The 23,311-nt window shown below is 57.6% G+C and carries 19 protein-coding genes and 1 pseudogene; 6 read left to right on the top strand and 14 right to left on the bottom strand.

Translation table 11 applies throughout. The annotated features are described in order from the left end of the window. Window positions 1-3 precede the first annotated feature (3 nt). From artJ to KB890_RS05910, 6 genes are all read right to left on the bottom strand, one after another. Complete coding sequence (artJ, locus tag KB890_RS05935; protein WP_002896384.1) at window positions 4-735, bottom strand: arginine ABC transporter substrate-binding protein ArtJ; 732 nt, start codon at window positions 733-735, stop codon at window positions 4-6. Window positions 736-918: 183 nt separating this feature from the next. After that, the gene (gene artM, locus KB890_RS05930) at window positions 919-1,587 is read right to left on the bottom strand and encodes an arginine ABC transporter permease ArtM (protein ID WP_020323879.1); all 669 of its coding nucleotides are present in this window, start codon (window positions 1,585-1,587) and stop codon (window positions 919-921) included. Beyond that, entirely contained in the window at window positions 1,587-2,303 is a 717-nt protein-coding gene (gene artQ / locus KB890_RS05925; RefSeq protein WP_002896386.1) for an arginine ABC transporter permease ArtQ, read from the bottom strand. The genes artM and artQ overlap by 1 nt, the downstream gene beginning before the upstream one ends. A gap of 6 nt (window positions 2,304-2,309) precedes the next feature. Further along, the gene (gene artI, locus KB890_RS05920; protein ID WP_002896390.1) at window positions 2,310-3,041 is read right to left on the bottom strand and encodes an arginine ABC transporter substrate-binding protein ArtI; all 732 of its coding nucleotides are present in this window, start codon (window positions 3,039-3,041) and stop codon (window positions 2,310-2,312) included. Between the two features lie 20 nt (window positions 3,042-3,061). Further along, window positions 3,062-3,790 (bottom strand): arginine ABC transporter ATP-binding protein ArtP, encoded by a 729-nt coding sequence (gene artP / locus KB890_RS05915; RefSeq protein WP_002896392.1) that lies wholly within the window; start codon window positions 3,788-3,790, stop codon window positions 3,062-3,064. A gap of 226 nt (window positions 3,791-4,016) precedes the next feature. Next, window positions 4,017-4,532 carry a lipoprotein gene (locus KB890_RS05910; RefSeq protein WP_002896394.1) on the bottom strand — a complete coding sequence of 172 codons (516 nt, stop codon included), beginning with the start codon at window positions 4,530-4,532 and terminating at the stop codon, window positions 4,017-4,019. Between the two features lie 877 nt (window positions 4,533-5,409). On the opposite strand from KB890_RS05910, the gene KB890_RS05905 reads away from it, so the two are divergent. Further along, window positions 5,410-6,549 (top strand): GGDEF domain-containing protein, encoded by a 1,140-nt coding sequence (locus KB890_RS05905; RefSeq protein WP_004176708.1) that lies wholly within the window; start codon window positions 5,410-5,412, stop codon window positions 6,547-6,549. A gap of 31 nt (window positions 6,550-6,580) precedes the next feature. Then, complete coding sequence (locus tag KB890_RS05900) at window positions 6,581-7,411, top strand: N-acetylmuramoyl-L-alanine amidase (RefSeq protein ID WP_004209681.1); 831 nt, start codon at window positions 6,581-6,583, stop codon at window positions 7,409-7,411. Here KB890_RS05900 and KB890_RS05895 read toward each other — a convergent pair. The 4 genes from KB890_RS05895 to poxB all read right to left on the bottom strand — a co-directional run bounded on the left by KB890_RS05895 (window position 7,408) and on the right by poxB (window position 12,720). After that, complete coding sequence (locus KB890_RS05895) at window positions 7,408-8,421, bottom strand: NAD-dependent epimerase/dehydratase family protein (protein ID WP_002896399.1); 1,014 nt, start codon at window positions 8,419-8,421, stop codon at window positions 7,408-7,410. The two genes, KB890_RS05900 and KB890_RS05895, sit on opposite strands and share 4 nt — an antisense overlap. Window positions 8,422-8,508: 87 nt before the next feature. Next, window positions 8,509-9,951, bottom strand: coding sequence for an SDR family oxidoreductase (locus tag KB890_RS05890; RefSeq protein ID WP_020323884.1), 1,443 nt, complete (start codon window positions 9,949-9,951; stop codon window positions 8,509-8,511). 10 nt (window positions 9,952-9,961) lie between these two features. Beyond that, complete coding sequence (ltaE, locus tag KB890_RS05885; RefSeq protein ID WP_017880060.1) at window positions 9,962-10,963, bottom strand: low-specificity L-threonine aldolase; 1,002 nt, start codon at window positions 10,961-10,963, stop codon at window positions 9,962-9,964. A gap of 38 nt (window positions 10,964-11,001) precedes the next feature. After that, window positions 11,002-12,720, bottom strand: coding sequence for a ubiquinone-dependent pyruvate dehydrogenase (gene poxB / locus KB890_RS05880; protein ID WP_004176700.1), 1,719 nt, complete (start codon window positions 12,718-12,720; stop codon window positions 11,002-11,004). A gap of 151 nt (window positions 12,721-12,871) precedes the next feature. Between poxB and KB890_RS05875 the strand changes: the two genes are divergently transcribed. Further along, window positions 12,872-13,306, top strand: a complete 435-nt coding sequence (locus KB890_RS05875; RefSeq protein ID WP_004179154.1) for a DoxX family protein — start codon at window positions 12,872-12,874, stop codon at window positions 13,304-13,306. Window positions 13,307-13,513: 207 nt separating this feature from the next. Here the strand turns inward: KB890_RS05875 and hcr are convergent, their stop codons facing one another. The 4 genes and pseudogenes from hcr to aqpZ form a co-directional block, all read right to left on the bottom strand. Further along, a complete protein-coding gene (gene hcr, locus KB890_RS05870; protein WP_002896410.1) occupies window positions 13,514-14,482 on the bottom strand; it encodes an NADH oxidoreductase in 969 nt (322 codons plus the stop codon). A 10-nt stretch (window positions 14,483-14,492) separates the two neighbouring features. Further along, window positions 14,493-16,145 (bottom strand): hydroxylamine reductase, encoded by a 1,653-nt coding sequence (hcp, locus tag KB890_RS05865; RefSeq protein WP_004176696.1) that lies wholly within the window; start codon window positions 16,143-16,145, stop codon window positions 14,493-14,495. A 143-nt stretch (window positions 16,146-16,288) separates the two neighbouring features. Continuing rightward, a complete protein-coding gene (locus KB890_RS05860) occupies window positions 16,289-17,188 on the bottom strand; it encodes a LysO family transporter (protein WP_004191154.1) in 900 nt (299 codons plus the stop codon). 115 nt (window positions 17,189-17,303) lie between these two features. Further along, window positions 17,304-17,998, bottom strand: a pseudogene (gene aqpZ, locus KB890_RS05855) (aquaporin Z). Window positions 17,999-18,417: 419 nt separating this feature from the next. Between aqpZ and KB890_RS05850 the strand changes: the two are divergent. The 3 genes from KB890_RS05850 to macB all read left to right on the top strand — a co-directional run bounded on the left by KB890_RS05850 (window position 18,418) and on the right by macB (window position 23,275). Further along, window positions 18,418-20,076 carry an ATP-dependent endonuclease gene (locus KB890_RS05850; protein WP_004176693.1) on the top strand — a complete coding sequence of 553 codons (1,659 nt, stop codon included), beginning with the start codon at window positions 18,418-18,420 and terminating at the stop codon, window positions 20,074-20,076. 146 nt (window positions 20,077-20,222) lie between these two features. Beyond that, window positions 20,223-21,338 (top strand): macrolide transporter subunit MacA, encoded by a 1,116-nt coding sequence (gene macA / locus KB890_RS05845; protein WP_002896440.1) that lies wholly within the window; start codon window positions 20,223-20,225, stop codon window positions 21,336-21,338. Further along, the gene (gene macB, locus KB890_RS05840) at window positions 21,335-23,275 is read left to right on the top strand and encodes a macrolide ABC transporter ATP-binding protein/permease MacB (protein WP_004150848.1); all 1,941 of its coding nucleotides are present in this window, start codon (window positions 21,335-21,337) and stop codon (window positions 23,273-23,275) included. The genes macA and macB overlap by 4 nt, the downstream gene beginning before the upstream one ends. Window positions 23,276-23,311 lie beyond the last annotated feature (36 nt).

Genomic DNA, 23,311 nt, shown 5'->3' with positions numbered 1-23,311 from the left:
AAGTTACTCCGGGAACCACTGGTTGCTAATTTTCTGGTAGGTACCGTCGGCCTTAATCGCTTTCAGCGCGGCGTTCAGTTTCTCCAGCAGCGCCTTGTTATCCGGGCGCACGGCAATGCCGAGTCCGGTGCCGAAGTATTGCGGGTCGGTCACTTTCGGCGTGGCTGCCCCCAGCTGCGGGTTAGTTTTCAGCCATTCGTTGACCACCGCGGTGTCGCCGAACACGCCGTCGATACGGCCATTTTTCAAATCGATAATCGCATTCTGGTAGCTGTCATAGGCGACGGTCTTCACCTCAGGATGCTTATCCTGCAGATATTTCTGGTGGGTGGTGCCGTTTTCCATGCCGATCCGTTTGCCTTTCAGGTCATCGAAAGAATGGAACGCATCTTTTTTGGCGATCACCAGCGCCGAGTTGGCGTAGTACGGGTCGGTGAAGGCCACCTGCTTGCTCCGCTCCGGCGTAATATCCATTCCGGAAATCACCGCATCATATTTCTTGAACTTCAGCGCCGGGATCAGGCTGTCAAACGCGTGGTTGGTAAAGGTACATTCTGCCTGCATTTGTTTGCACAGCGCGTGGGCCAGATCGATATCAAAGCCGACAATCTGGTTATTAGCGTCCATCGATTCAAACGGCGGATAGGTTGCGGAGACGCCAAAGCTGATTTTTTCCGCGGCAGCGGCGCCGAACGCGAAAGAGGTGAGCAGTGCAGCCAGAACTAACTTTTTCATCGTGGAACTCCCTTCTGTCTATCTTATGATTATTCGCCGTGTCTGCGGCATAGAGTGACAATGCCATTAAATGAATTTATATGCAATAAAAATGATTAAGTATTTCTATCGTCATAAAAAAAGACGGACAGGTGTTTGACTTGTCCGCCTTGCTGTTTGCTTTTTATGCAATATGCTCAGGTGCTAGCTACGTCGCTCGAAGGCCAGCGCTTTGCGTTCCACCAGGCGCATCAGCAGCGTCAGCAGTCCATTAACGATGAGATAGATAATCCCGGCGGCGCCGAACACCATCACGTCGTAGGTGCGTCCATACAGCAGCTGGCCGTGGCCCATCACTTCCATCAGCGTGATGGTGTAGGCCAGAGAGGTACTCTTGAAAACCAGCACCACTTCGTTGGAATAGGACGATAGCGCACGCTTAAAGGCGTACGGCAGCAGGATCGCCAGAGTATCCTTTTTACTCATCCCCAGCGCGCTGCAGGACTGCCATTGCCCGTCGGGGATCGCCCGGATGGCGCCATAAAATAGCTGAGTGGTGTAGGCGGCGCTGTTGAGCGACAGAGCGATCAGGGCGCACAGCCACGGCTCGGAGATAAGATGCCACAGCCACGGATAATCCTGCAGCGAAGGAAACTGTCCCGGGCCGTAGTAGATCAGGAAGATCTGCACCAGCAGCGGCGTACCGGTAAACAAGGTGATATAGCCGCGCACTATCCATACCAGCCCCGGCGTCTTCAGGGTCAGGATAATGGTGAAGATCAGCGACAGGATCAGCGCCACGATAATCGACGCCACGGTCAGCGTCAGGCTGGTATGCAGTCCTTTCAGCAGTTCGGGTAAATAGTCGAGCATCAGCCTGGTCTCCGTTCGAAGCGCGTCGCACGCTGGTCAATCCGCTTAAGGATGTATTGACTCAACAGGGTGATGACGAGATAGATTGCCGCCGCAATGATATACCAGTTAAAGGGTTCCTGAGTGCGGGTGGCGATGCTTTTGGTCTGCAGCATCAGATCGTTGACGCTGATCAGGCTCACCAGCGCGGTGTCCTTCAGCAGCACCAGCCACTGGTTACCGAGGCCGGGCAGGGCATGGCGCCACATCTGCGGCATCACCAGACGGAAGAATATGGCCGCTTTCGACAGCCCCAGCGCCTGGCCGGACTCCCACTGGCCCTGCGGAACCGCTTTCAGCGCGCCGCGCAGCGTTTGCGAGGCGTAAGCGGCATACAGCAGCGACAGGGCGATCGCCCCGCAGAGGAACGGGCTGACGTCAAAGTTCTCAATCTGCATCTGCACCGGGATCTGCGTGAACCCGAGCGGGATGGTGAAACCGTCAGAGAGCGTCAGCAGCAGCTGGGAAGAGCCGAAATAGATAAACAGCACCACCAGAATTTCCGGTAGCCCGCGCAGGATGGTCACTATGCCGGTTGCAAGCCAGGCTACCGGGCGCCATTTCACTGACTCCAGTACCGCAAAGAGCATCGCCAGGACCAGGCCGATGACGAGCGCGCAAACGGCAAGGCCGACGGTCATCCCGGCGGCGCTTGCTAATGGAAAAATTTCGTTCATTCAGTCTTACTTCTGGAACCATTTGTTATAGATGGTCTGGTAAGTGCCGTCTTTCTTCACTTTTTCCAGCGCAGCGTTAAATTTCTGCTGCAGGTCGGTGTTGCCCTGACGTACGGCAATGCCCAGCCCGGTGCCGAAATAGGCTTTGTCGGTCACTTTATCGCCCACGGCCGCCAGCTTCGGATTGCTCTTCAGCCATTCGGTCACCACGGCGGTGTCACCAAAGACCGCGTCGATACGACCGTTCTGCAGGTCCAGCTTCGCATTCTGGTAGCTGTCGTAAGGCACGGTAGTGATTTCCGGATGTTTATCGGTGATGAATTTCTGGTGGGTGGTGCCGTTCTGCACGCCCACTTTTTTGCCCTTCAGCTGGTCAATGCTGGTGAACTTACCCTGCTGGCCGACGAACAGCGCCGAGTTGTCATAATACGGGGTAGAGAACAGCACCTGCTTTTCACGCTCCGGCGTGATGTCCATCCCGGCCATGACCGCGTCGAAACGGCGGAATTTCAGTCCCGGGATCAGGCTGTCAAAGGCCTGGTTGGTGAAGGTACAGGTGGCGTCGATCTCTTTACACAACGCGTTCGCCAGATCGACATCGAAACCGACGATCTGGTTGTTGGCGTCCACCAGCTCAAACGGAGGGTAAGAGGCCTCGGTGGCGAAACGAATGGTCTGCGCGGCGGAAGCGGAGAGGCTCATGCCTGCGAGCAGGGCGGCAATCAGTACTTTTTTCATCGTCATTTCCCCGAAAAACATCAATGTGAAAGATAGTTTTTAAACGCGTCAGTTTGCGGATGCGTGAAGCAGGAGGCATCCCCTTGCTCGACGATATGGCCATTTTCCATATACACCACCCGGCTGGCCGTCTTGCGCGCCACTTCAACTTCGTGGGTGACGATAACCTGGGTAATGCCGGTTTCAGCCAGCTCGCGGATGATGCTGACGATCTGGGCAGTGATTTCCGGGTCGAGCGCCGCGGTAGGCTCATCGAACAGCAGAACCTGCGGCTCCATCATCAGCGCGCGGGCGATGGCCACCCGCTGCTGCTGGCCGCCGGATAAATGCAGCGGGTAACGATCGCTGTACGGCTTCAGACGCAGGCGCTCCAGCAGCTTCTCTGCGCGAGCCAGCGCCTGATCCTTGCTTAACCCCAGTACGCGGCAGGGGGCCTCGATCAGGTTCTGCTGTACCGTCAGGTGCGGCCACAGGTTGTATTGCTGAAAGACCATGCCGACGTTCTGACGCAGCTCGCGAATCGCTTTATCGGACGGCGCTCTGGTGAAGTCGAATTGGTTACCGGCGATGGATAACGAACCGGACCGCGGCATCTCCAGCAGGTTGAGTACGCGCAGCAGCGAGCTCTTCCCGGCACCGCTGGGGCCGAGCAGCACCAGCGTTTCCCCCTGCGGGCAATCCAGCGTGATGTCGAACAGCGCCTGGTGTGCGCCGTAGAAGCAATTAATGCCGTTTAGTTTAATACTCATCTGGGCAGTCTGATACGAATAGCTATTGAGGCCGCAAATACTACCTTTGGCAGAATAGTTATGCAATATTTATGCGTTAAAAGTTAAATCTAAACCACGTTTAGCTTTAAAGTTAGCACAAAATATGGCCTGGTGGGTGAGGGGGGCGCAAATGTCGGCATTCCTGGGGCGAATACCGACATTTTACCGGGGTTATCGTTTCAGCGGCGTCGCTTCAACTCCGGAATTAGCGTTTCTCCAGACTCTGTCGCAGCGTCCCGGCTGGCGCATGGCTGTTGTTGCCGAGATAGCGAACGTCATCGACGGCCCAACACTGGCCTTCCTGGATCATCAGCACTTCATCTTTCCAGCTCTGGGTGCCCTGTTTCAGATCGACGCGCAGCGGAATATTGCGCGCATCGCGGTTCGGGATGGTGGAGGCGCTGGCGACCACGGCGCTGTCTGCCGGGGTGCTGCTGCTGGAGAACGGATTAGCCTGCAGTAATTTGCTGTTGGCGGGATCCTGGCGGGCGTCATTGAGTAACTGCGCCAGGCCGTCGCTCAGATAGGGGCGCAGCGCCGCCGGATCCTGAGTACGATTCTGGATCTGGGTGTCGTAGAATTTTTGCGCTACGTCGTCAGGGCCGCCTTCGACGCAGGGGCCGCTGCGGGTGCCATTATCTTTATAGGCCGGGGTGACGGTCGTACAGGCGCTGAGCGCCAGCGCGCAAGGGAGAAGTACAGCAAAAAGTTTGTAGCGCATGATGATTTCCTTATAAGCGAACTACGTTTTCAGTTTCCGTTAAAGCATAGCGTATAGCGTGCGGATTGTACTTGACGCAAAGAGCTAAGACCTTGATGTGGCTACAGCCTTAGGGCGGGAAATCGGCACGGGGATGACAGAATTCCGTCAGGCGCTAAAAGGCAGGGCAGTATAAAAATAAACTTAATTTTCCCGTGAACAAGAAATATTGCCCCGTAAAATAGGGAAATGGCTCTTGAAAGATAAGGGTAATTATTTCTTCTTATAGATGCGAGTGGCGACGTGCATTTTTTTATCCGTATTACCGGAGGAGGGGACAATGACGCCCCCCTTGTTCATTTGTTTTTTTAATCAGCTCTTCACGGGCATCGTTGGATGCGGTTTGACCAGTAGAGGAAATGGCGCCGATTTTGGTATATTGCGTATGGACTTTATCAAAAGCTGTTTTGTTAAAATTTCTGCGGAGACGGCATTGGCCGCTTAAAACAATGCTGTACCTGCCACTAAAGCTGCATATTTAATATTCTTAGCCCCTATTGTTTATCTCGCTATCATCATGCTCTTGTTTGCATTCACCAATGAATGATTCAGATTGAACTCACACTGCTTTTTGTAAGCAAAATGCTGCAATTTAATGACGGTTAGTTAACGCTTTTTAGCGAAAAGATGACGTATTTCGCAGTGCTGATGCTTGTTTTTTGAGCCGGTTACCCATCGGGAGCGGACCAGGCTATTTTCTCCGGTCGTTAGCTGAAAATCACCCTGAGAGGCCGGAGCTGAAGGGATAGGGCGCTGACAGACATTCCCGGTAACATGGTTTATCATATAGAAAAGCAGGGGCTGCGCCCATGGTCATGCAGGTCACCAGGGAGATAAGATGTTAACAAATAAGCGAGAGCGCGCCCGGCAGCAGCGAGCCGCGTTGTGGGCCACCAGAGATAATGTCCAGCGCCATGCGCTGTCCATGAGTATGCCCTGGCTCGCCTTTGTCAATATCGCTTTTGCGTTAATGATTTTCTTCCGCAATTTTATCTTTACCTATTTTGATAAGAGGCTACTGACGCATCGGGCGGTTATTCCTTATATCGAAGCGGCGTTGATTGCGGTTATTATCATTTCGGCCATTTTAGTGATTATTGCCCTCACGCCGCGACTGGCGCAGGGACGATATACGTTGAATATCATCACCGGGCTGCTGCTGGCGCTCAGTCTGTGCTGGTCCCTGAGTAATTATTGTTTTATTTTTTTCTGGACCTTGCCCTTTGCCTGGCCGCTGCTGGTGATATTAATGACTACCGGCCTCACCGCGCTGTATCACCATTGGCCCGGCATTACCGCTTTTATGCTGCCGCTATGGGTGACCGCCTTGCTGGCGGGAATACAGCTCCACTATCACACCGAGATCCGCTTTTTGATCCTCTGGGCCATTTTTACCGCGATTTTGCTGTATGGCCGACGTATTTTGCAGCGCTGGTATGACGAAGCCTGGGATACCCACCAGGAGAATATGCAGCTTATTCAGCGGCTGGAAAGTATCGCCAACCAGGATGCCTTAACCGGAACCGCTAACCGTCGGGCGCTCAATGCTTACCTGGCGGCGATCTGGCAGCAAAAAACGCCGCTGGCGCTGATGATGATCGATGTCGATTATTTTAAGCGCTATAACGATCGCTATGGCCATCAGGCTGGTGATGAGTGCTTATCTTCTGTCGCGCAGGTGCTTAAAATGGCGGTCCGGGCGGAGGGCGATCTGGTGGCTCGCTACGGCGGCGAAGAGTTTGTCGTCGTGTTGCCCGGGGTGTCCTTAGCGCATGCCACCGCTATTGCCGAGCGCATTCAGCAGAAGATCCGCGAGGCAGGCCTACCGCACGCCGCTTCGGCGGTGGCGTCGGAGGTCACCGTGAGTATCGGGATCGTCGCCTCCGATGGCACGGTCCCGATAGAGACGCTGATCGCCCGGGCGGACAGTGCGCTGTATCAGGCGAAAAATAAAGGACGTAATCAATGGTCTTATTAACCCGGAGACGCTGCCGGGCAAGGGAGAAGGGATGAAACGGATGATGCGGATCGTGCTGCTGGCGCTGCTGCTGACCGGCTGCGCTGGGGAAAAGGGCATTATCGATCGCGACGGATACCAGCTGGACACCCGTCATCCGGCGCAGGCTGCCTATCCGCGAATAAAGGTGTTAGTGATCCACTATACGGCTGACAATTTTGATGTCTCGCTGGCCACGTTGACCGATAAAGAGGTCAGCTCCCACTATTTAATTCCTGAACAGCCCCCGCGTTATCAGCATAAACCGCGGATCTGGCAGCTGGTGCCGGAAGAGGATTTAGCCTGGCACGCCGGGGTAAGCTACTGGCGCGGCAGTACGCGCATTAACGATACCTCCATTGGCATTGAGCTGGAGAACCGCGGCTGGCAGAAGACGGCGGGCGTCAAAAGTTTTACCCCCTTTCATCCGGAACAGATTGCGGCTCTGATCCCGCTGGCGCGCGATATCATCGCCCGCTACCACATCGCGCCGCAGAATGTGGTCGCCCATGCGGATATCGCCCCGCAGCGCAAAGACGATCCGGGGCCGTTATTCCCCTGGCAACAGCTGGCGCAGCAGGGGATCGGCGCCTGGCCTGACGAGCAGCGGGTGGCCTTTTATCTCAACGGGCGGCCGGCCAGCGAGCCAGTGGACCCCGAAATCGTACTGGATTTGCTCTCGCGCTATGGCTATCAGGTGACGCCGGAGATGACCCCCGCGCAGAAGAAGCGGGTGATTATCGCCTTCCAGATGCACTTCCGTCCGCAGCGCTGGGATGGGGTAGCGGATGCGCAAACCGAAGCGATAGCCGAGGCGCTGTTAGAAAAATATGGCCAGGGTTAGCGGTGTAGTTTACCGTGGTCGCGAAGCCAGGCGGCGGTGCGCACGATGCCGTCGTCAAGCGTCACCACCGGCTGATAGCCCAGCTCGTCCTGCGCGCGGGTGATATCGAGCGTAAAATCAAAGTTAAGCTTGGAGACGCCGTAGTGGGTAAACGCGGGTTCTTTGGCGGTTTTATCGCCAAAGCGCTCCATGCTGCGGGCGATAATATCCAGCATCGGATAGGGAACAGAGCGGATCCGGCATTTGATACCGAGCTCGTCGATCAATTTCTGCACGATGCTCCGCAAGGTGCGCGGTTCGCCGTTGCTGATATTCCACGCGCGGGCGGAGGGAAGATGATCGCAGGCCGGCTGGCTCGCCAGCCACATCGCATGTACGGCGTTTTCATAATAGGTCATGTCGACCAGCGCGCTGCCGCCGCGCGGGAGCAGGACGCTGCCATAATGCTGCATCATTTGCGCCAGCCGGGGGATAAAGACTTTGTCGTGCGGCCCAAACAGGCTCTGCGGCCGCAGAATGGTAAAACGGGTATGCGGGTTAGCCTGCGCCAGCAGGTTGATCACCTCCTCGCTGGCCGCCTTGCTGCGGGCAAACTCGTTGGCGAAGCGGTGTGGACGGAAATCTTCCTGGATATCACGATGATGGTGATAATCAAAATAGAGCGATGGCGAAGAGATATGGACGAAATTGCGCACTCCCCATGCCACTGACCATTCGCCCAGACGACGGGTGGCGCGGACGTTAGCGAGATCGAAAGCCTGCTGAGTGCCCCATGGCGAGGTAAAGCTGGAGCAGTGCCATAGGGTATCGATACCGGCGAGCATCACTTTAGCCTGCGAAGAGACCAGCTCGGTTAAATCTGCCGGGATGAATTCCGCCCCCATTTTGCTCAGAAGCTTGCCCATCGCTTCGTTGCGCCCGGTCGCTCGCACGCTGATGCCCTTGTTGCGCAGATATTCCACTGCGTTGCGGCCTAATCCGCTGGTCGCACCGGTAACCAGTACCTTCATATCACTCTACTGTCCCAGAAAAGAATTTCGTGCGCATTTTTCCGTGATTCTCCCGACTATGCAATGAGAATCATGAAAGAATAACGCTTATCCTTCGACTCTGCCTGAGATTTGTTCGGCCAGCCGGGCGATGCGTTGCGCCATACCGCGGAAAATAAACAGGTGCGCCGGGATCATCAGCAGCCAGTAGATCAGGCCAGGCATACCGTGCGGGTGCCACCAGGCGCGCACGTCCAGTTCACGACGATCGCCTTTATCGTTAATGGTAAAGCTTAATCGGCCCAGCCCGGGCGCTTTCATACCGAATAGCAGGGTGAGCTGTTTTTCTTCCTCCACGATAATTACCTTCCAGCTGTCGACCGTATCGCCGGTTTGCAGATAAGCGCGCTGCGGCCGCCCTTTGGCCAGCCGGTGGCCGACCAGCAGATCCATCGCGCCGCGGGTTTTCCACAGCAGATTGCCGAAAAAATACCCCTCTTTACCGCCGATTTGGTTAACGACCTGCCACAGGGCCTGGCGGCTTGCCTGAGTGGCGACGGTGCAACCTGCCTGCTTCGGATAGTAGCCGTACTCCGGTCGCCAGCGGGCGAAAGCCTGATCGTCGTAGCCCCAGTCGCTGGAGTTTGCTAACTGCTCTTCTTCTTTCAGCGTGCGGCGAACCGCCTGATCGAAGGGGATCAGCGTTTGCGGGATCAGCGCCCGCAGCGCCCGATCGTCAGCGATTAGATCGTGCTTCAGCCCCTGAATCAGCGCCTTGGCGATGGTCGGCGGCACCGAGGTGATGACATTGAGGAACCACACCGAGATCCAGCGCGTCGGCAGGGGAATGGGAATGAGCGGGCGATGTTTACCGCTGACGGCCATAAAGCGAATGAACTGCTGCTGATAGCTTAACACCTCCGGACCGGCGGCTTCGAAGACGCGGTGCATGTCGGAGGGATGATTCAGCAGCTCAACCAGGTCAACGAGCAGGTTTTCCAGCGCGACAGGGGTGGTACGCGAACGTACCCAGCGCGGAGGGGTTAGCACCGGCAGGTTATAAACCATGTCGCGCATCACCTCGAAGGCGGCGGAGCCGGCGCCGACGATAATCCCGGCCCGCAGCTCGGTCACCGGCACGCCCGACTCACGCAGGAGATCGCCGGTAATCTGACGAGCGCGCAGATGGTCGGACTGCTCCTGCGCCGGGGCCTGCAGCGAACTGAGAAATATCACCTGGCGCACTGATGACTGACGCAGGGCATCGCGCACATACGTCGCCACCCGCCGCTCATGGGCGATAAAATCACCGCCTTCGCCCATGCCGTGGACCAGATAATAAAGGGTATCGATACCGGTGAGTAGCGCAGGCAGGTCCTGCGGCTGATTGAGATCGACTGACCGGCAGGTAACGCCGGGCAAAGCGAGTTTTTGCAATCGGTCGATATGGCGTGCCGCCGCCAGCACCGGATAGCCCCGCGCGCTTAACTCGCGCACTAAATGCTGGCCAATATAGCCGCTGGCGCCGAGCACCAGAACTGATTGCGACACGCCTGACTCCTTAGCGTTGTAAAAAAGCCTGCCAGTGGGCGACCACCTCGCTCAGCTGCTGACGGTTGACATCCAGGTGAGTGACCAGACGGACAACAGGCGAGGCGTTGATCAATACCCCCTGCGCCTGCATAAACTTGCCGAGCGCCGGGGCCTGCTCTTCGCCGACGCGAACGAACAGCATGTTGGTATCGTGACGGGTGACGTCGGCGCCGATAGCGCGCAGCTGCTCCGCCATCCACGCGGCGTTGTCATGATCCTCCTGCAGGCGCTGCACGTTATTTTTCAGCGCGTACAGCCCGGCGGCGGCCAGGATGCCCGCCTGGCGCATCCCGCCGCCGACCATTTTCCGCCAGCGGACGGCGCGGCGAATGTACGCCTCGCTGCCGAGCAGCAACGAGCCTACCGGAGCGCCAAGCCCCTTTGACAGGCAGATGGTGAAGGAGTCGCAGTATTGGGCGATATCGCGTAACTCGCAGCCGTAGGCCACCACGGCGTTAAAGATGCGTGCGCCGTCGACGTGCAGCGCCAGATTGCGCTGGCGGGTAAACGCCCAGGCTTCCTGCAGATAGTCGCGCGGCACCACCTTACCGTTATGGGTGTTTTCCAGGCTCAGCAGGCGGGTGGGGGCAAAATGGATATCGTCGGGTTTGATTTTCGCCGCCACTTTATCCAGCGGCAGCGAACCATCCGCCGCGGCGTCGATCGGCTGCGGCTGAATACTGCCGAGGACCGCCGCGCCGCCGGCTTCGTACAGATAGTTATGCGCCCCCTGGCCGACGATATACTCTTCGCCGCGCTGGCAATGGCTGAGCAGGCCAACGAGGTTGGCCTGGGTGCCGGTGGGTAGAAATAGCGCCGCTTCTTTGCCGGCCAGGTCGGCGGCATAGCGCTGCAGTTCATTGACGGTAGGGTCGTCGCCATACACATCGTCCCCGACCGGGGCGGCCATCATGGCCTCCAGCATGGCGCGCCCGGGACGGGTAACGGTATCACTGCGTAAATCGATCACGGCTTTTCCTTGGTCTGGTTCAACGTATTGCTTCTGTTTTACCTGAGCCAGTTGGTTTTCGCCAGTTCGATGACCTCATCGCCGCGCCCGCTGATGATCGCCCGCAGCATATACAGGCTAAAGCCTTTGGCCTGCTCCAGCTTGATCTGCGGCGGGATCGCCAGTTCCTCTTTGGCGACGACGACGTCGACCAGCACCGGACCGTCGGTGCGGAAGGCGGTCTGCAGCGCTTCATCCACCTCGGAGGCTTTTTCAACGCGTATACCTTTGATACCGCAGGCCTCAGCGATGCGGGCGAAGTTGGTATCGTGGAGCTCCGTACCGTCGGTGAGATAGCCCCCGGCCTTCATTTCCATCGCCACGAAGCCCAGCACGCTGTTGTTAAAGATGACAATCTTCACCGGCAGCTTCATCTGCGCCAGCGACAGAAAATCGCCCATCAGCATGCTGAACCCGCCGTCGCCACACATGGCCACTACCTGCCGCTCCGGCGCAGTGGCCTTGGCGCCGATGGCCTGCGGCATGGCGTTGGCCATTGAGCCGTGGTTGAACGAGCCCAGCAGGCGGCGTTTACCATTCATTTTGAGATAGCGTGCCGCCCAGACGGTCGGGGTGCCGACATCACAGGTGAAAATGGCATCTTCATCGGCAAAATGACTGATCTGCTGCGCCAGATATTGCGGGTGAATGGCTTTATCGCTGGGTTTAGCCAGATCGTCGAGCCCTTTTCGCGCGTCGCGATAGTGCTCCAGCGCCTTATCGAGGAAGTGGCGATCGGTTTTCTCTTCCAGCAGCGGCAGCAGCGCCTTCAGCGTCGATTTAATATCGCCCACCAGCGCCATGTCGACCTTACTGTGTGCGCCGATGCTGCCGGGGTTGATGTCGATCTGGATAATTTTCGCGTCGGTTGGGTAGAAGGCGCGATAGGGGAACTGGGTGCCCAGCAGGATCAGGGTATCGGCGTTCATCATGGTGTGGAAGCCAGAAGAGAAGCCAATCAGCCCGGTCATGCCCACATCGTACGGGTTGTCGTACTCCACGTGCTCTTTGCCGCGCAGGGCGTGGACGATGGGGGCTTTAATTTTGGCTGCGAACTCCACCAGTTCCTGGTGGGCGCCGGCGCAACCGCTGCCGCACATGAGCGCGATATTGCTGGAGTAGCGAATAAGCTGCGCCAGCTTGCGCAGCTCTTCTTCCGCCGGGGTGACCGTCGGCAGCGGCGCATGATACCAGTGGCTGCTGGCGCTTTCCGGGGCGGCCTTCAGCGCCACATCGCCGGGCAACACCACCACCGAGACGCCGCGGTTAATCACTGCCTTACGCATCGCCACTGCCAGCACCTGCGGGATCTGCTCCGGCGTGGAGACCAGTTCGCAGTAATGGCTGCACTCGCGGAACAGCTCCTGAGGATGGGTTTCCTGAAAATAGCCGCTGCCGATTTCGCTGGATGGGATGTGGGCGGCGATGGCCAGCACCGGGACATGGTTGCGATGACAGTCAAACAAACCGTTAATCAGGTGCAGGTTGCCCGGTCCGCAGGAGCCGGCGCAGACCGCCAGCTCGCCGGTCAGCTGCGCTTCCGCGCCAGCGGCGAAAGCGGCGACCTCTTCGTGCCGGGTGGGCATCCAGTCGATGGTGCCCATGCGGTTAAGGCTATCGCTCAATCCATTGAGGGAATCTCCGGTGACGCCCCAGATACGTTTCACGCCGGCCTGTTCCAGCGTTTTGGCAATGTATGCCGCCACGGTCTGTTTCATGATCTCCATCTCCTTTTTTTGATAACGCCTTCAAGCTTAGATGAAACTGACCGCAATGTAACCGATTACCCCTGATTTTTTGCTGGTTTTATTCCTCTCCGGCTGCGCATACTCTGGAAGTACACAGGATGCAAAAAAGGATGCACATCAAATGGTTAAAGGATTGTTAAACACAGTAAATCGCAGGCTGTCGCATGATGACGCCGGTAAACTCTTGTTACGACTTGCCGTCGGCGGCTTAATGCTTTTCCATGGAATCCATAAGCTGATAGATGGTGTGGATGGCATTAGCGGGATGCTGGCGGCGCAGGGATTGCCCGGGTTTATCGCCTACGGTGTGCTGGTGGGGGAAGTGGTCGCTCCCTGCTTGTTAATTCTCGGCGTCCTGACCCGCCCGGCGGCGTTGGTGCTGGCGTTCACCATGGTGGTGGCGTGGCTGATGGTCGGCTTAGATAAGACGTTTGCGCTTGATACGGTGGGAGCGTGGGCCATTGAGAATCTGGTCTATTTCTTTGTTGGCGCACTGGCGATTGCGCTACTCGGCGCGGGGCGTTATTCGCTGGCCGGTCAGTCGGCCTGGCGGTAAAAATGCCTCATTCGTCCTGGGGCGTAAAGTCGATACTGTTGGCGATTTGCAATTTTTTCAGTCCGGGAAAGCGTTTATCTCATGTCGCCTGAGCGTTTATTGTCGCCAGGGATTTTCCCGGAGGCGGCGCATTGCGCCTTCTCCGGGCTACCAAATCGCACAGCGCTGTAGCCCCGGTAAGCGGTAGCGCCACCGGGGATTTTGACCTCAGGCGAGAACCAGATCGCTCTGCGGATGACAGGAGCAGGCCAGCACATAGCCGTCGGCGATTTCGGCGTCGGTCAGCGTCATGGTGCTGGTGACGCTGTACTTCCCGGAAACCACTTTGGTTTTGCAGCAGCCGCAGACGCCGGCGCGGCAGGCGACGGTCACCGGCACTTTATTGCTCTCCAGCGCGTCGAGCAGCGTGGTGCCCACCGGCGCGTAAAACTCGCGCGCCGGCTGCAGTTTAGTGAATTTCAGCCCGCTGGTGGCGGCCTCAGCCACCGGGGTGAAGAATTTTTCCTTAAAGAAGCGGGTGACGCCCAGGGCGGCAACATCCTGCTCGACCTTCTCCATATAAGGCGCCGGGCCGCAGGTCATCACGGTGCGGCTGGCTAAATCCGGCACGCTCTGCAGCAGCTCCCGGGTCAGACGGCCGGCGACAAAACCGTGCGTCGCATTGTGCTCCGCTACCAGGGTGACCGGGTAGTTGCGCCACTCTTCGGCAAAGATTACATCTTCCGGCGAACGCACGTTATAAATCACCTGTACGTCGGCCTGCGGTCGATACTTAGCCAGCCAGCGGCGCATCGCCATGATCGGTGTCACGCCGCAACCGGCGGCCAGCAGCAGGAATTTATCTTCCGCTTTATCGTCGCAGGTAAACTCGCCCATCGCATCGGACAGCCAAAGGTAATCGCCGCGTTTGACCTCGCGGGTCAACCACTGCGAACCCGTACCCTCGTCAATACGGCGAACGGTCAGCGTAATGTATTCGCTGACCCCCGGCGTCGAGGAGAGGGTATAGGCGCGCAGCGTTTCCGCCGAGTTACGCACGCTAACCAGAGCGTACTGGCCAGCGCGGTACGGATAGTAATCGTGGCACAGCAGCGAAAGGGTCCACACGTCCGGGGTTTCCTGGTGAATGTGGTGAACCTGCATCCGCCACGGGCACTGGGAGGTTGGCATAGTCATCAGGGACTCCTTAAGCGCTCAGCAGCTGCTGCATATCTTGTTCCACGGTGGTCACGGAACGCAGACCAAACTTCTCATTGAGGACCGCCAGCAGATCCGGGGTGAAGAAACCAGGCGCCGTCGGACCGGTGACGATGTTTTTCACACCCAGCGACAGCAGCGTCAGCAGGATGACGATCGCTTTCTGTTCGAACCAGGAGAGCACCAGCGACAGTGGCAGATCGTTGACGCCACAGCCCAGTTTCTCCGCCAGCGTGACCGCCAGAATAATCGCCGAGTAAGCGTCATTACACTGCCCGGCGTCGACCAGGCGCGGCAGCCCTTCGATATCGCCAAAGTCCAGTTTGTTGAAGCGGTATTTACCACAGGCCAGGGTCAGGATCAGGCAGTCATCCGGCACGCTGGTGGCGAAATCGGTGAAGTAGTTACGCTCCCCGCGGGCGCCGTCGCAGCCGCCGACGAGGAAGATATGGCGCAGTTTTTCACGACTGACCAGATCGATCAGCGTATCCGCCGCGCCAAGCAGGGTCTGACGGCCAAAGCCGACGGTGATCAGATGCGGGATTTCGCTGTACGGGAAGCCCGCCATCTGCTGCGCCTGGGCAATGACCGGGGAGAAGTCTTCACCTTCCAGATGGTTCACACCCGGCCAGCCGACGATGCTGCGAGTCCAGATGCGATCGTCGTAGGCGCCGACGGTCGGGTCGATGATGCAGTTAGAGGTCATCACGATGGGGCCCGGGAAGCGGGCGAACTCCACCTGCTGGTTTTGCCAGCCGCTGCCGTAGTTGCCAATCAGATGTTTGAATTTACGCAGCTCCGGATAGCCGTGAGCCGGCAGCATTTCGCCATGAGTATAGACGTTGACGCCGGTGCCTTCCGTCTGCTCCAGCAGGTTATACAGATCCTTCAGATCGTGGCCGGAGATCAGGATGCACTTCCCTTCGGTGGCTTTAACGTTGACCTGAGTCGGCGTCGGATGGCCGTATTTGGTCGTTTCACCGGCGTCGAGGATGCTCATCACTTTGAAGTTCATCTGGCCGATTTCCATCGAACATTCGAGCAGCGCATTCATATCCGCAGGCCAGGTGCCCAGCCATGCCATGATTTTATGGTACTGGGCATAGATAGCGTTGTCGTACTGGCCGAGCACGTGGGCGTGCTCCATATAGGCCGCCGCACCCTTCAGACCGTACAGGCACAGCAGGCGCAGACCGAGAATATTTTCGCCGATGGCGGCTTTATCTTTATTCGGGGTATAGTCCGCCGCCTGACGCTGCAGGTCGCCCAGATCGTCGCTGACCAGCTGCAGGTCGGCGACCGGGCTGTCGACCGCGGCGCTGGCATCGATCGCCAGGCATTGCGCTTTCAGCGCCTCACGCAAGGCAATTGCCTGGCGGGCGTAGCCGACGATGCGCGGGGAATCGAAGTTAACGTTAGTCAGGGTGGAGAAGAAGGCGCGGGGGGCAAAGCTGTCGACCTGATGATCGATAATGCCATATTCGCGCGCTTTAAGCGCCCAGGCGGACAGGCCTTGCAGTGACGCAATCAGCAGATCCTGCAGGTCCGAGGTTTCCGCTGTTTTACCGCACATCCCCTGCGCGTAAGAGCAGCCGTTGCCGGCTGGGGTACGAATGGTTTGTTCACATTGCACACAAAACATGGTCACACCTTTAAAGTTATATTTGATATACATGTTTAAGGTTATGCCGCGCGGCAACGGGTGAAAAGGTATTTCTCAGACAACTTAAAGGGAGATTGATTTAGCGCAAATTTGGCGGCAGGAGGGCTGCCGCCAGCGGGTGCTCAGGCGGTAAAAAAGGCGATCAGGATCGGGACCAGCAAACTAAGCAGAAAACCGTGCACGATGGCGGCAGGGACGATTTCGACGCCGCCGGAACGCTGCAGTACCGGTAAGGTGAAGTCCATCGAGGTGGCGCCGCACAGCCCCAGCGCCGTGGAGCGGCTGCGGCGAACAAGGCCCGGAATTAACATGATGGCCAGCAGCTCGCGACAGAGATCGTTAAAGAACGCCGCGCTACCGATCACCGGGCCAAAGGATTCGGTGAGTAAAATACCGGAGAGCGAATACCAGCCGAAACCGCTCGCCATTGCCAGACCGGTCTTTAACGGCAGACCGAGAATAAAGGCGTTAAGTATCCCGCCGAGTAATGAACTGGCCGTAACCACCACGGCGACGATCATTCCCCGGCGGTTAAGGACTATTTGTCGCAGACTCATTCCATTATTGCGTAATTGGATACCGACGAGGAACAGGAGAAAAATCAACGTATATTCGCTGGCTTCTGTCGCGTGCTGTAAAAAAGGCAGTCTGGTCAGACCGAGCAGAAAACCGAGCACGACCACACCGCACAGCTGCAGCGATTCCAGGGCCATGGCCAGGCGCGAGGGTAATTTCTCCTGACGATGCTGACTGCGCCATGGCATTTTACTTTCCAGCCACAGCAGGGCGGCGATATTACACAGTAAAATGATAACCACACTCACCGCGGCGTAATGCAATATTGCCAGCAGGTTGCTGGCCAGATTGTCGAGGAACGCCAGGCTGATACCCATAAAAAAAAGGATTACATAGACAATCCAGCTGAGCATGCGGTTTATCAGCTTTAGCGCGGAGGAGTGACGAAGAGGCAGTAAATAGCCGACGACCAGCGGCAACAGAATAATAAAGAGTCCCGAAAACATGAACGATGCAGCCCTTGCATGATGAGAATAGCGCCCATGACACTACCCAAATCACCGGGCCGAGTAAAGCTGTCGCCAGAAAGAAAAAGCCCGGAGACCCGGGCTTTGAAAAGCGTTAATCGCGTTTTTCCAGCAGGGTGCGATACAGCACGCCGCCGAGGATCCCGCCGACGATTGGCATGACCAGAACAGCCACAGCTGCTGCAGCGCCCAGCCGCCCTGGAAAATTGCCACCGCGGTGCTGCGCGCCGGGTTGACCGAGGTATTGGTGACTGGAATGCTGATCAAATGGATGAGGGTCAGCGCCAGGCCGATGGCGATGGGGGCAAAGCCCGCCGGCGCATGTTTATCGGTCGCGCCATGAATAACCAGCAGGAAGCCGCAGGTCAGGACAATTTCAATGACGATAGCCGACAGCATAGAGAAGCCGCCCGGGGAGTGTTCGCCATAGCCGTTGGAGGCAAAGCCGCTGGCGGCGGCATCAAAGCCGGCTTTACCGCTGGCAACCACGTACAGCACCGCCGCGGCAATAATTCCGCCGACCACCTGAGCGATAATATAGCCAATGACCTCTTTTGCCGGAAAACGGCCGCCGGCCCACAGGCCTAAGGTGACCGCCGGGTTGAAATGCCCCCCGGAAATATGGCCGACCGCAAACGCCATGGTTAATACCGTTAAGCCAAATGCCAGCGCGACGCCGGCAAAACCAATACCCAGCTCGGGGAAAGCCGCGGCGAGCACGGCGCTACCGCAGCCGCCAAATACAAGCCAGAAGGTGCCGAAGCATTCGGCTGCTAATTTTCTGAACATAACCACCTCAATTAAATTGTTTACGCGCACGGGCGGACCGTGCCGGTCTTTATTTATCGTGATAAGGGATGACGATAAAAATAAAGCGGCGTTATTCTAGAGATAATCGCCATCCCGGAGCCAGTTAAATATATTGATATTATTTGATTTAGGGCAAGGTGAGTGGATTCCTTTTGCCAGTTTAGCCTTTCCTTTATCCATGGAAGATTATCAATAGTGTAGATCATAACGCCTGAAATAAAACTATTTTGCTTGATGAATAATCAACAGTCGGTAATAGGCGATAAGTGAGTAATTTTATGAATATATTTAATCCGCTGAATATGAGCCACGGATGCGATTAAGCAGAGTGTCATCTTGCCTCCGCCCTCGCTATACTGTTGATTACTGAAGGAGAGTGGTGGTGTAGCGGAGGGGATATGCTTCTTGAGCGCGTAGAAATCGTCGGTTTTCGCGGTATCAATCGTTTGTCGTTGATGCTGGAGCAAAATAACGTCCTGATCGGGGAGAACGCGTGGGGGAAGTCCAGTCTGCTTGATGCGCTGACCCTGCTTTTGTCGCCGGAGTTCGATCTTTATCACTTTGTTCGCGATGATTTCTGGTTTCCCCCGGGCGACATCCAGGGGCGCGAACACCATTTGCATATTATCCTGACCTTCCGCGAAACGGAGCCAGGCCGCCATCGGGTCCGGCGTTTCCGTCCGCTTCAGCGCTGCTGGGTGCCTTGCGATGACGGGTATCACCGGGTGTTCTATCGCCTGGAGGGCGAGCTCGCCGAAGATGACAGCGTGATGACCCTGCGGAGCTTTATCGATGGTGAAGGCGAAGCGTTGGTGCTGGAGGAGATTGATGAGCTGGCCCGACACCTGGTGCGTTTGATGCCGGTGCTGCGCCTGCGCGATGCGCGCTTTATGCGCCGCATCCATAACGGGACGGTACCGCACTCGCCGCAGATAGAGATCACCGCCCGTCAGCTGGATTTTCTCTCCCGTGAACTGGTCAGCCATCCGCAAAATTTATCGGACGGTCAGATCCGTCAGGGGCTATCGGCCATGGTGCAACTGCTTGAGCATTACTTTGCCGAGCAAAGCAGCGCTCAGACGCGGCATCGCCTGATGCGGCGGCGCTCCCATGATGAACAGCGCAGTTGGCGTTATCTGGATATTATCAACCGGATGATCGACAAGCCCGGCGGGCGCAGCCATCGGGTGATCCTGCTGGGGCTGTTTGCCACCCTCCTGCAGGCGAAAGGGACGGTGCGCCTCGATCGCGACGCGCGACCGCTGCTGTTGATTGAAGATCCCGAGACCCGTCTGCATCCGATCATGCTTTCCGTCGCCTGGCACCTGCTGAATTTGTTGCCGCTGCAGCGTGTGACCACCACCAACTCCGGAGAGCTGCTGTCCCTGACGCCGGTAGAGCAGGTCTGCCGGCTGGTGCGTGAGTCGACGCGGGTATCGGCGTGGCGGTTGGGGCCGGGCGGAATGAATGCCGAAGAGAGCCGGCGCATTGCTTTTCACATTCGCTTCAATCGCGCCTCATCGCTCTTCGCCCGCTGCTGGCTGCTGGTGGAGGGAGAGACGGAAACCTGGGTTATCAATGAACTGGCCCGGCAGTGCGGTCATCATTTTGATGCTGAAGGGGTTAAGGTGATCGAATTCGCCCAGTCCGGCCTGAAGCCATTGATCAAGTTTGCCCGCCGGATGGGGATCCAGTGGCACGTGCTGGTGGACGGCGATGAGGCGGGGAAAAAATATGCCGCGACGGTACGAGGTCTGCTTAATAACGATCGCGAGCTGGAGCGCGACCATCTGACCAGTCTGCCGGCGCTGGATATGGAACACTTTATGTATCGTCAGGGATTTGATGACGTTTATCATCGGGTGGCGCAGATCCCGGATAATGTCCCGATGAATATGCGGCGGGTGATCACCAAAGCCATCCATCGCTCATCCAAGCCGGACCTGGCGATTGAGGTGGCGATGGAGGCCGGCCGCCGTGGCGTGGACGCTGTGCCGACGCTGCTGAAGAAAATGTTCTCACGGGTGCTGTGGCTAGCCCGCGGTCGTGCCGATTAATCTCACCGCCGTCGTCATTTACGGCGGCACAAAGCTCTCCGGCAGCTAAACAAAACCTCATTGACGCGAAAAATGGGTGTCCTGTTGCCAACGGGTTTCGATAGAATCACCGCCTGGAGCGGCAGGGAAACAGCAGGAATCGGAATATGAAAGTGAAGGGAAAACGCAGGACCGTCTGGTGGCTGTTGGCGATCGTTGTGCTGGGGCTGGCTATCTGGGGATGGCGGATCCTCAATGCGCCGCTGCCGAACTACCAGACGCTGGTAGTTCGCAAAGGGGATCTCCAGCAGAGCGTGCTGGCCACCGGCAAACTGGATGCCCTGCGAAAAGTTGACGTCGGCGCCCAGGTCAGCGGACAGCTGAAAACGCTGCACGTCAATATTGGCGATAAGGTTAAAAAGGATCAGTTGCTGGGGGTTATCGATCCGGAGCAGGCGCAAAACCAGATTAAAGAGGTGGAAGCGACGCTCATGGAGCTGCGCGCCCAGCTCAATCAGGCGCGCGCGGAGAGCAAACTGGCGCAAGTGACTCTGGCCCGTCAGCAGCAGCTGGCGCAGCGCCAGCTGGTCTCGCGGCAGGACCTTGATACCGCGGCCACCGATTTGGCGGTGAAACAGGCGCAGATCGGCACTATTGAAGCGCAAATAAAGCGTAACCAGGCAACGCTCGATACGGCGAAGACCAACCTCGATTACACGCGGATCCTGGCGCCGATGGCCGGCGAAGTGACGCAAATTACCACCCTGCAGGGACAGACAGTGATCGCCGCCCAGCAGGCGCCTAACATTCTGACGCTGGCGGATCTCAGCACCATGCTGGTTAAAGCGCAGGTCTCTGAGGCGGATGTCATCCACCTCAGACCTGGGCAAAAAGCGTGGTTTACCGTGCTGGGCGACCCGCTTACCCGTTATGAAGGTAAACTGAAAGACATTCTGCCGACGCCGGAAAAAGTGAATGACGCCATCTTCTATTATGCCCGCTTCGAGGTACCGAACCCGCAGGGGATCCTGCGCCTCGACATGACCGCGCAAGTGCACATTCAGCTGGCTGAGGTGAAGAACGTGATTACTATCCCGCTGAGCGCCCTGGGCGACGCGGTAGGCGATAACCGCTACCACGTTCGACTGTTGCGCACCGGTGAGGTCAAAGAGCGTGAGGTTATCATTGGCGCCCGCAATGATACCGACGTCGCAGTGGTGCAAGGTCTGGAAGAGGGCGACGAAGTGATCGTCGGCGAGAGCGCGAGCGGGGCGGCAAAATGACGGCGCTGCTTGAGCTGCGAGATATACGTCGCAGCTATCCTTCCGGCGACGGCAGCGTTGAGGTCCTGAAGGGGATCACCCTCAGCATCCATGCGGGTGAGATGGTGGCGATCGTCGGGGCCTCCGGCTCGGGAAAATCGACGCTGATGAATATCCTTGGCTGCCTCGACAAACCCACCAGCGGCACCTATCGGGTAGCGGGAACCGATATCGCGCAGCTGGATGGCGATGCGCTGGCCCGTCTGCGGCGGGAACACTTTGGCTTTATCTTTCAACGCTACCATCTGCTGTCCCATCTGACCGCCGCGCAGAATGTCGAAGTGCCGGCGGTGTATGCCGGCAGTGAACGGCGCGCGCGCCTGGCGCGCGCTCATGAGCTGCTGGTGCGGCTGGGGCTGGGCGAGCGCGCCGACTATCAACCGTCACAGTTGTCTGGCGGTCAGCAGCAGCGGGTCAGTATCGCCCGCGCCCTGATGAATGGCGGGGAGGTGATCCTCGCTGATGAACCGACCGGCGCGCTGGACAGCCATTCCGGCGAAGAGGTAATGGCGATCCTGCACCAGCTAAAAGCGCAGGGGCACACGGTCATCATTGTGACCCACGATCCGCAGGTCGCCGCTCAGGCGGAGCGGATCGTCGAGATCCGCGATGGCGAGATCGTCCGCAACCCGCCCGCCAGCCGCCAGGGCGGCGGACTCCGCGCCCGTCCGCAGGCGGAGCCTTCGGCGTGGCGTCAGTTTACCAGCGGCTTTCGCGAAGCGCTGGTGATGGCCTGGCGAGCGATGGCGGCGAATAAAATGCGTACCCTGCTTACCATGCTTGGGATTATTATCGGTATTGCCTCGGTGGTGTCGATCGTGGTGGTGGGGGATGCCGCCAAGCAGATGGTGCTGGCAGATATTCGCGCCATCGGCACCAATACCATTGATGTATATCCTGGTAAGGATTTTGGCGACGACGACCCGCGCTATCAGCAGGCGCTGAAGTATGACGATTTGCTGGCGATCCAGAAGCAGCCGTGGGTGCGCTCCGCCACGCCGGCGGTTTCAAAAAGCCTGCGCCTGCGCGCCAACAATATTGACGTTGCCGCCAGCGCGGAGGGGGTCGGTCCACAGTATTTTAATGTCTACGGCATGACCTTTAGCGAAGGCAATACCTTCAATGAACTGCAGCTCAACAGTCGGGCACAGGTGGTAGTGCTCGACAGCAATACCCGTCGGCAGCTGTTTCCCAATAAAGCGAAAGTGGTGGGAGAGGTGATTCTGGTGGGCAATATGCCGGCCACGGTGATTGGCGTTGCGGATGAAAAACAGTCGATGTTCGGCAGCAGCAAAATTCTCCGCGTCTGGTTGCCCTACACCACCATGGCGGGAAGAGTAATGGGCCAGTCGTGGCTGAACTCCATCACTGTGCGCGTTCATGAAGGCTACGACAGTGAAACCGCAGAGAAACAGCTGCTGCGTCTGCTGGAGCTGCGGCATGGTAAAAAAGATGTATTCACCTGGAATATGGACAGCGTCTTGAAAACCGCCGAAAGGACCACACATACCTTACAGCTGTTCCTGACATTGGTGGCGGTGATTGCCCTGGTGGTCGGCGGGATTGGCGTAATGAATATTATGCTGGTGTCGGTGACCGAACGAACCCGGGAGATCGGCATCCGCATGGCGGTTGGCGCCCGGGCCAGCGATGTGCTGCAGCAGTTTCTCATTGAAGCGGTGCTGGTTTGCCTGGTCGGTGGCGCGCTGGGCGTAGCATTGTCGCTGATGATCGCCTTTATTTTACAGCTGTTTCTCCCCGGCTGGGAGATTGGTTTTTCTCCGCTGGCGCTGCTGACGGCGTTTCTCTGTTCGACGCTGACCGGGGTGCTGTTTGGTTGGCTGCCTGCGCGCAACGCGGCGCGGCTCGATCCGGTGGATGCCCTGGCGCGAGAATAGGCGGGGCGAGAAATAAAAATGCCAGTCAGAAGGACT

This window comes from Klebsiella sp. P1954, from assembly GCF_018199955.1.
GTDB lineage: Bacteria > Pseudomonadota > Gammaproteobacteria > Enterobacterales > Enterobacteriaceae > Klebsiella > Klebsiella pneumoniae.
This window is presented reverse-complemented; position numbering and strand designations above follow the sequence as displayed.

Excerpts from the sequence above, each read along its gene's own strand:
- hcp (WP_004176696.1), bottom strand. The coding sequence starts at position 16,145 with ATGTTTTGTGTGCAATGTGAACAAACCATTCGTACCCCAGCCGGCAAC.
- KB890_RS05910 (WP_002896394.1), bottom strand. The coding sequence starts at position 4,532 with ATGCGCTACAAACTTTTTGCTGTACTTCTCCCTTGCGCGCTGGCGCTC.
- KB890_RS05895 (WP_002896399.1), bottom strand. The coding sequence starts at position 8,421 with ATGAAGGTACTGGTTACCGGTGCGACCAGCGGATTAGGCCGCAACGCA.
- macB (WP_004150848.1), top strand. The coding sequence starts at position 21,335 with ATGACGGCGCTGCTTGAGCTGCGAGATATACGTCGCAGCTATCCTTCC.
- KB890_RS05850 (WP_004176693.1), top strand. The coding sequence starts at position 18,418 with ATGCTTCTTGAGCGCGTAGAAATCGTCGGTTTTCGCGGTATCAATCGT.
- artM (WP_020323879.1), bottom strand. The coding sequence starts at position 1,587 with ATGCTCGACTATTTACCCGAACTGCTGAAAGGACTGCATACCAGCCTG.
- artJ (WP_002896384.1), bottom strand. The coding sequence starts at position 735 with ATGAAAAAGTTAGTTCTGGCTGCACTGCTCACCTCTTTCGCGTTCGGC.
- hcr (WP_002896410.1), bottom strand. The coding sequence starts at position 14,482 with ATGACTATGCCAACCTCCCAGTGCCCGTGGCGGATGCAGGTTCACCAC.
- artI (WP_002896390.1), bottom strand. The coding sequence starts at position 3,041 with ATGAAAAAAGTACTGATTGCCGCCCTGCTCGCAGGCATGAGCCTCTCC.
- macA (WP_002896440.1), top strand. The coding sequence starts at position 20,223 with ATGAAAGTGAAGGGAAAACGCAGGACCGTCTGGTGGCTGTTGGCGATC.
- KB890_RS05900 (WP_004209681.1), top strand. The coding sequence starts at position 6,581 with ATGAAACGGATGATGCGGATCGTGCTGCTGGCGCTGCTGCTGACCGGC.
- KB890_RS05875 (WP_004179154.1), top strand. The coding sequence starts at position 12,872 with ATGGTTAAAGGATTGTTAAACACAGTAAATCGCAGGCTGTCGCATGAT.
- artP (WP_002896392.1), bottom strand. The coding sequence starts at position 3,790 with ATGAGTATTAAACTAAACGGCATTAATTGCTTCTACGGCGCACACCAG.
- artQ (WP_002896386.1), bottom strand. The coding sequence starts at position 2,303 with ATGAACGAAATTTTTCCATTAGCAAGCGCCGCCGGGATGACCGTCGGC.
- KB890_RS05860 (WP_004191154.1), bottom strand. The coding sequence starts at position 17,188 with ATGTTTTCGGGACTCTTTATTATTCTGTTGCCGCTGGTCGTCGGCTAT.
- KB890_RS05905 (WP_004176708.1), top strand. The coding sequence starts at position 5,410 with ATGTTAACAAATAAGCGAGAGCGCGCCCGGCAGCAGCGAGCCGCGTTG.
- poxB (WP_004176700.1), bottom strand. The coding sequence starts at position 12,720 with ATGAAACAGACCGTGGCGGCATACATTGCCAAAACGCTGGAACAGGCC.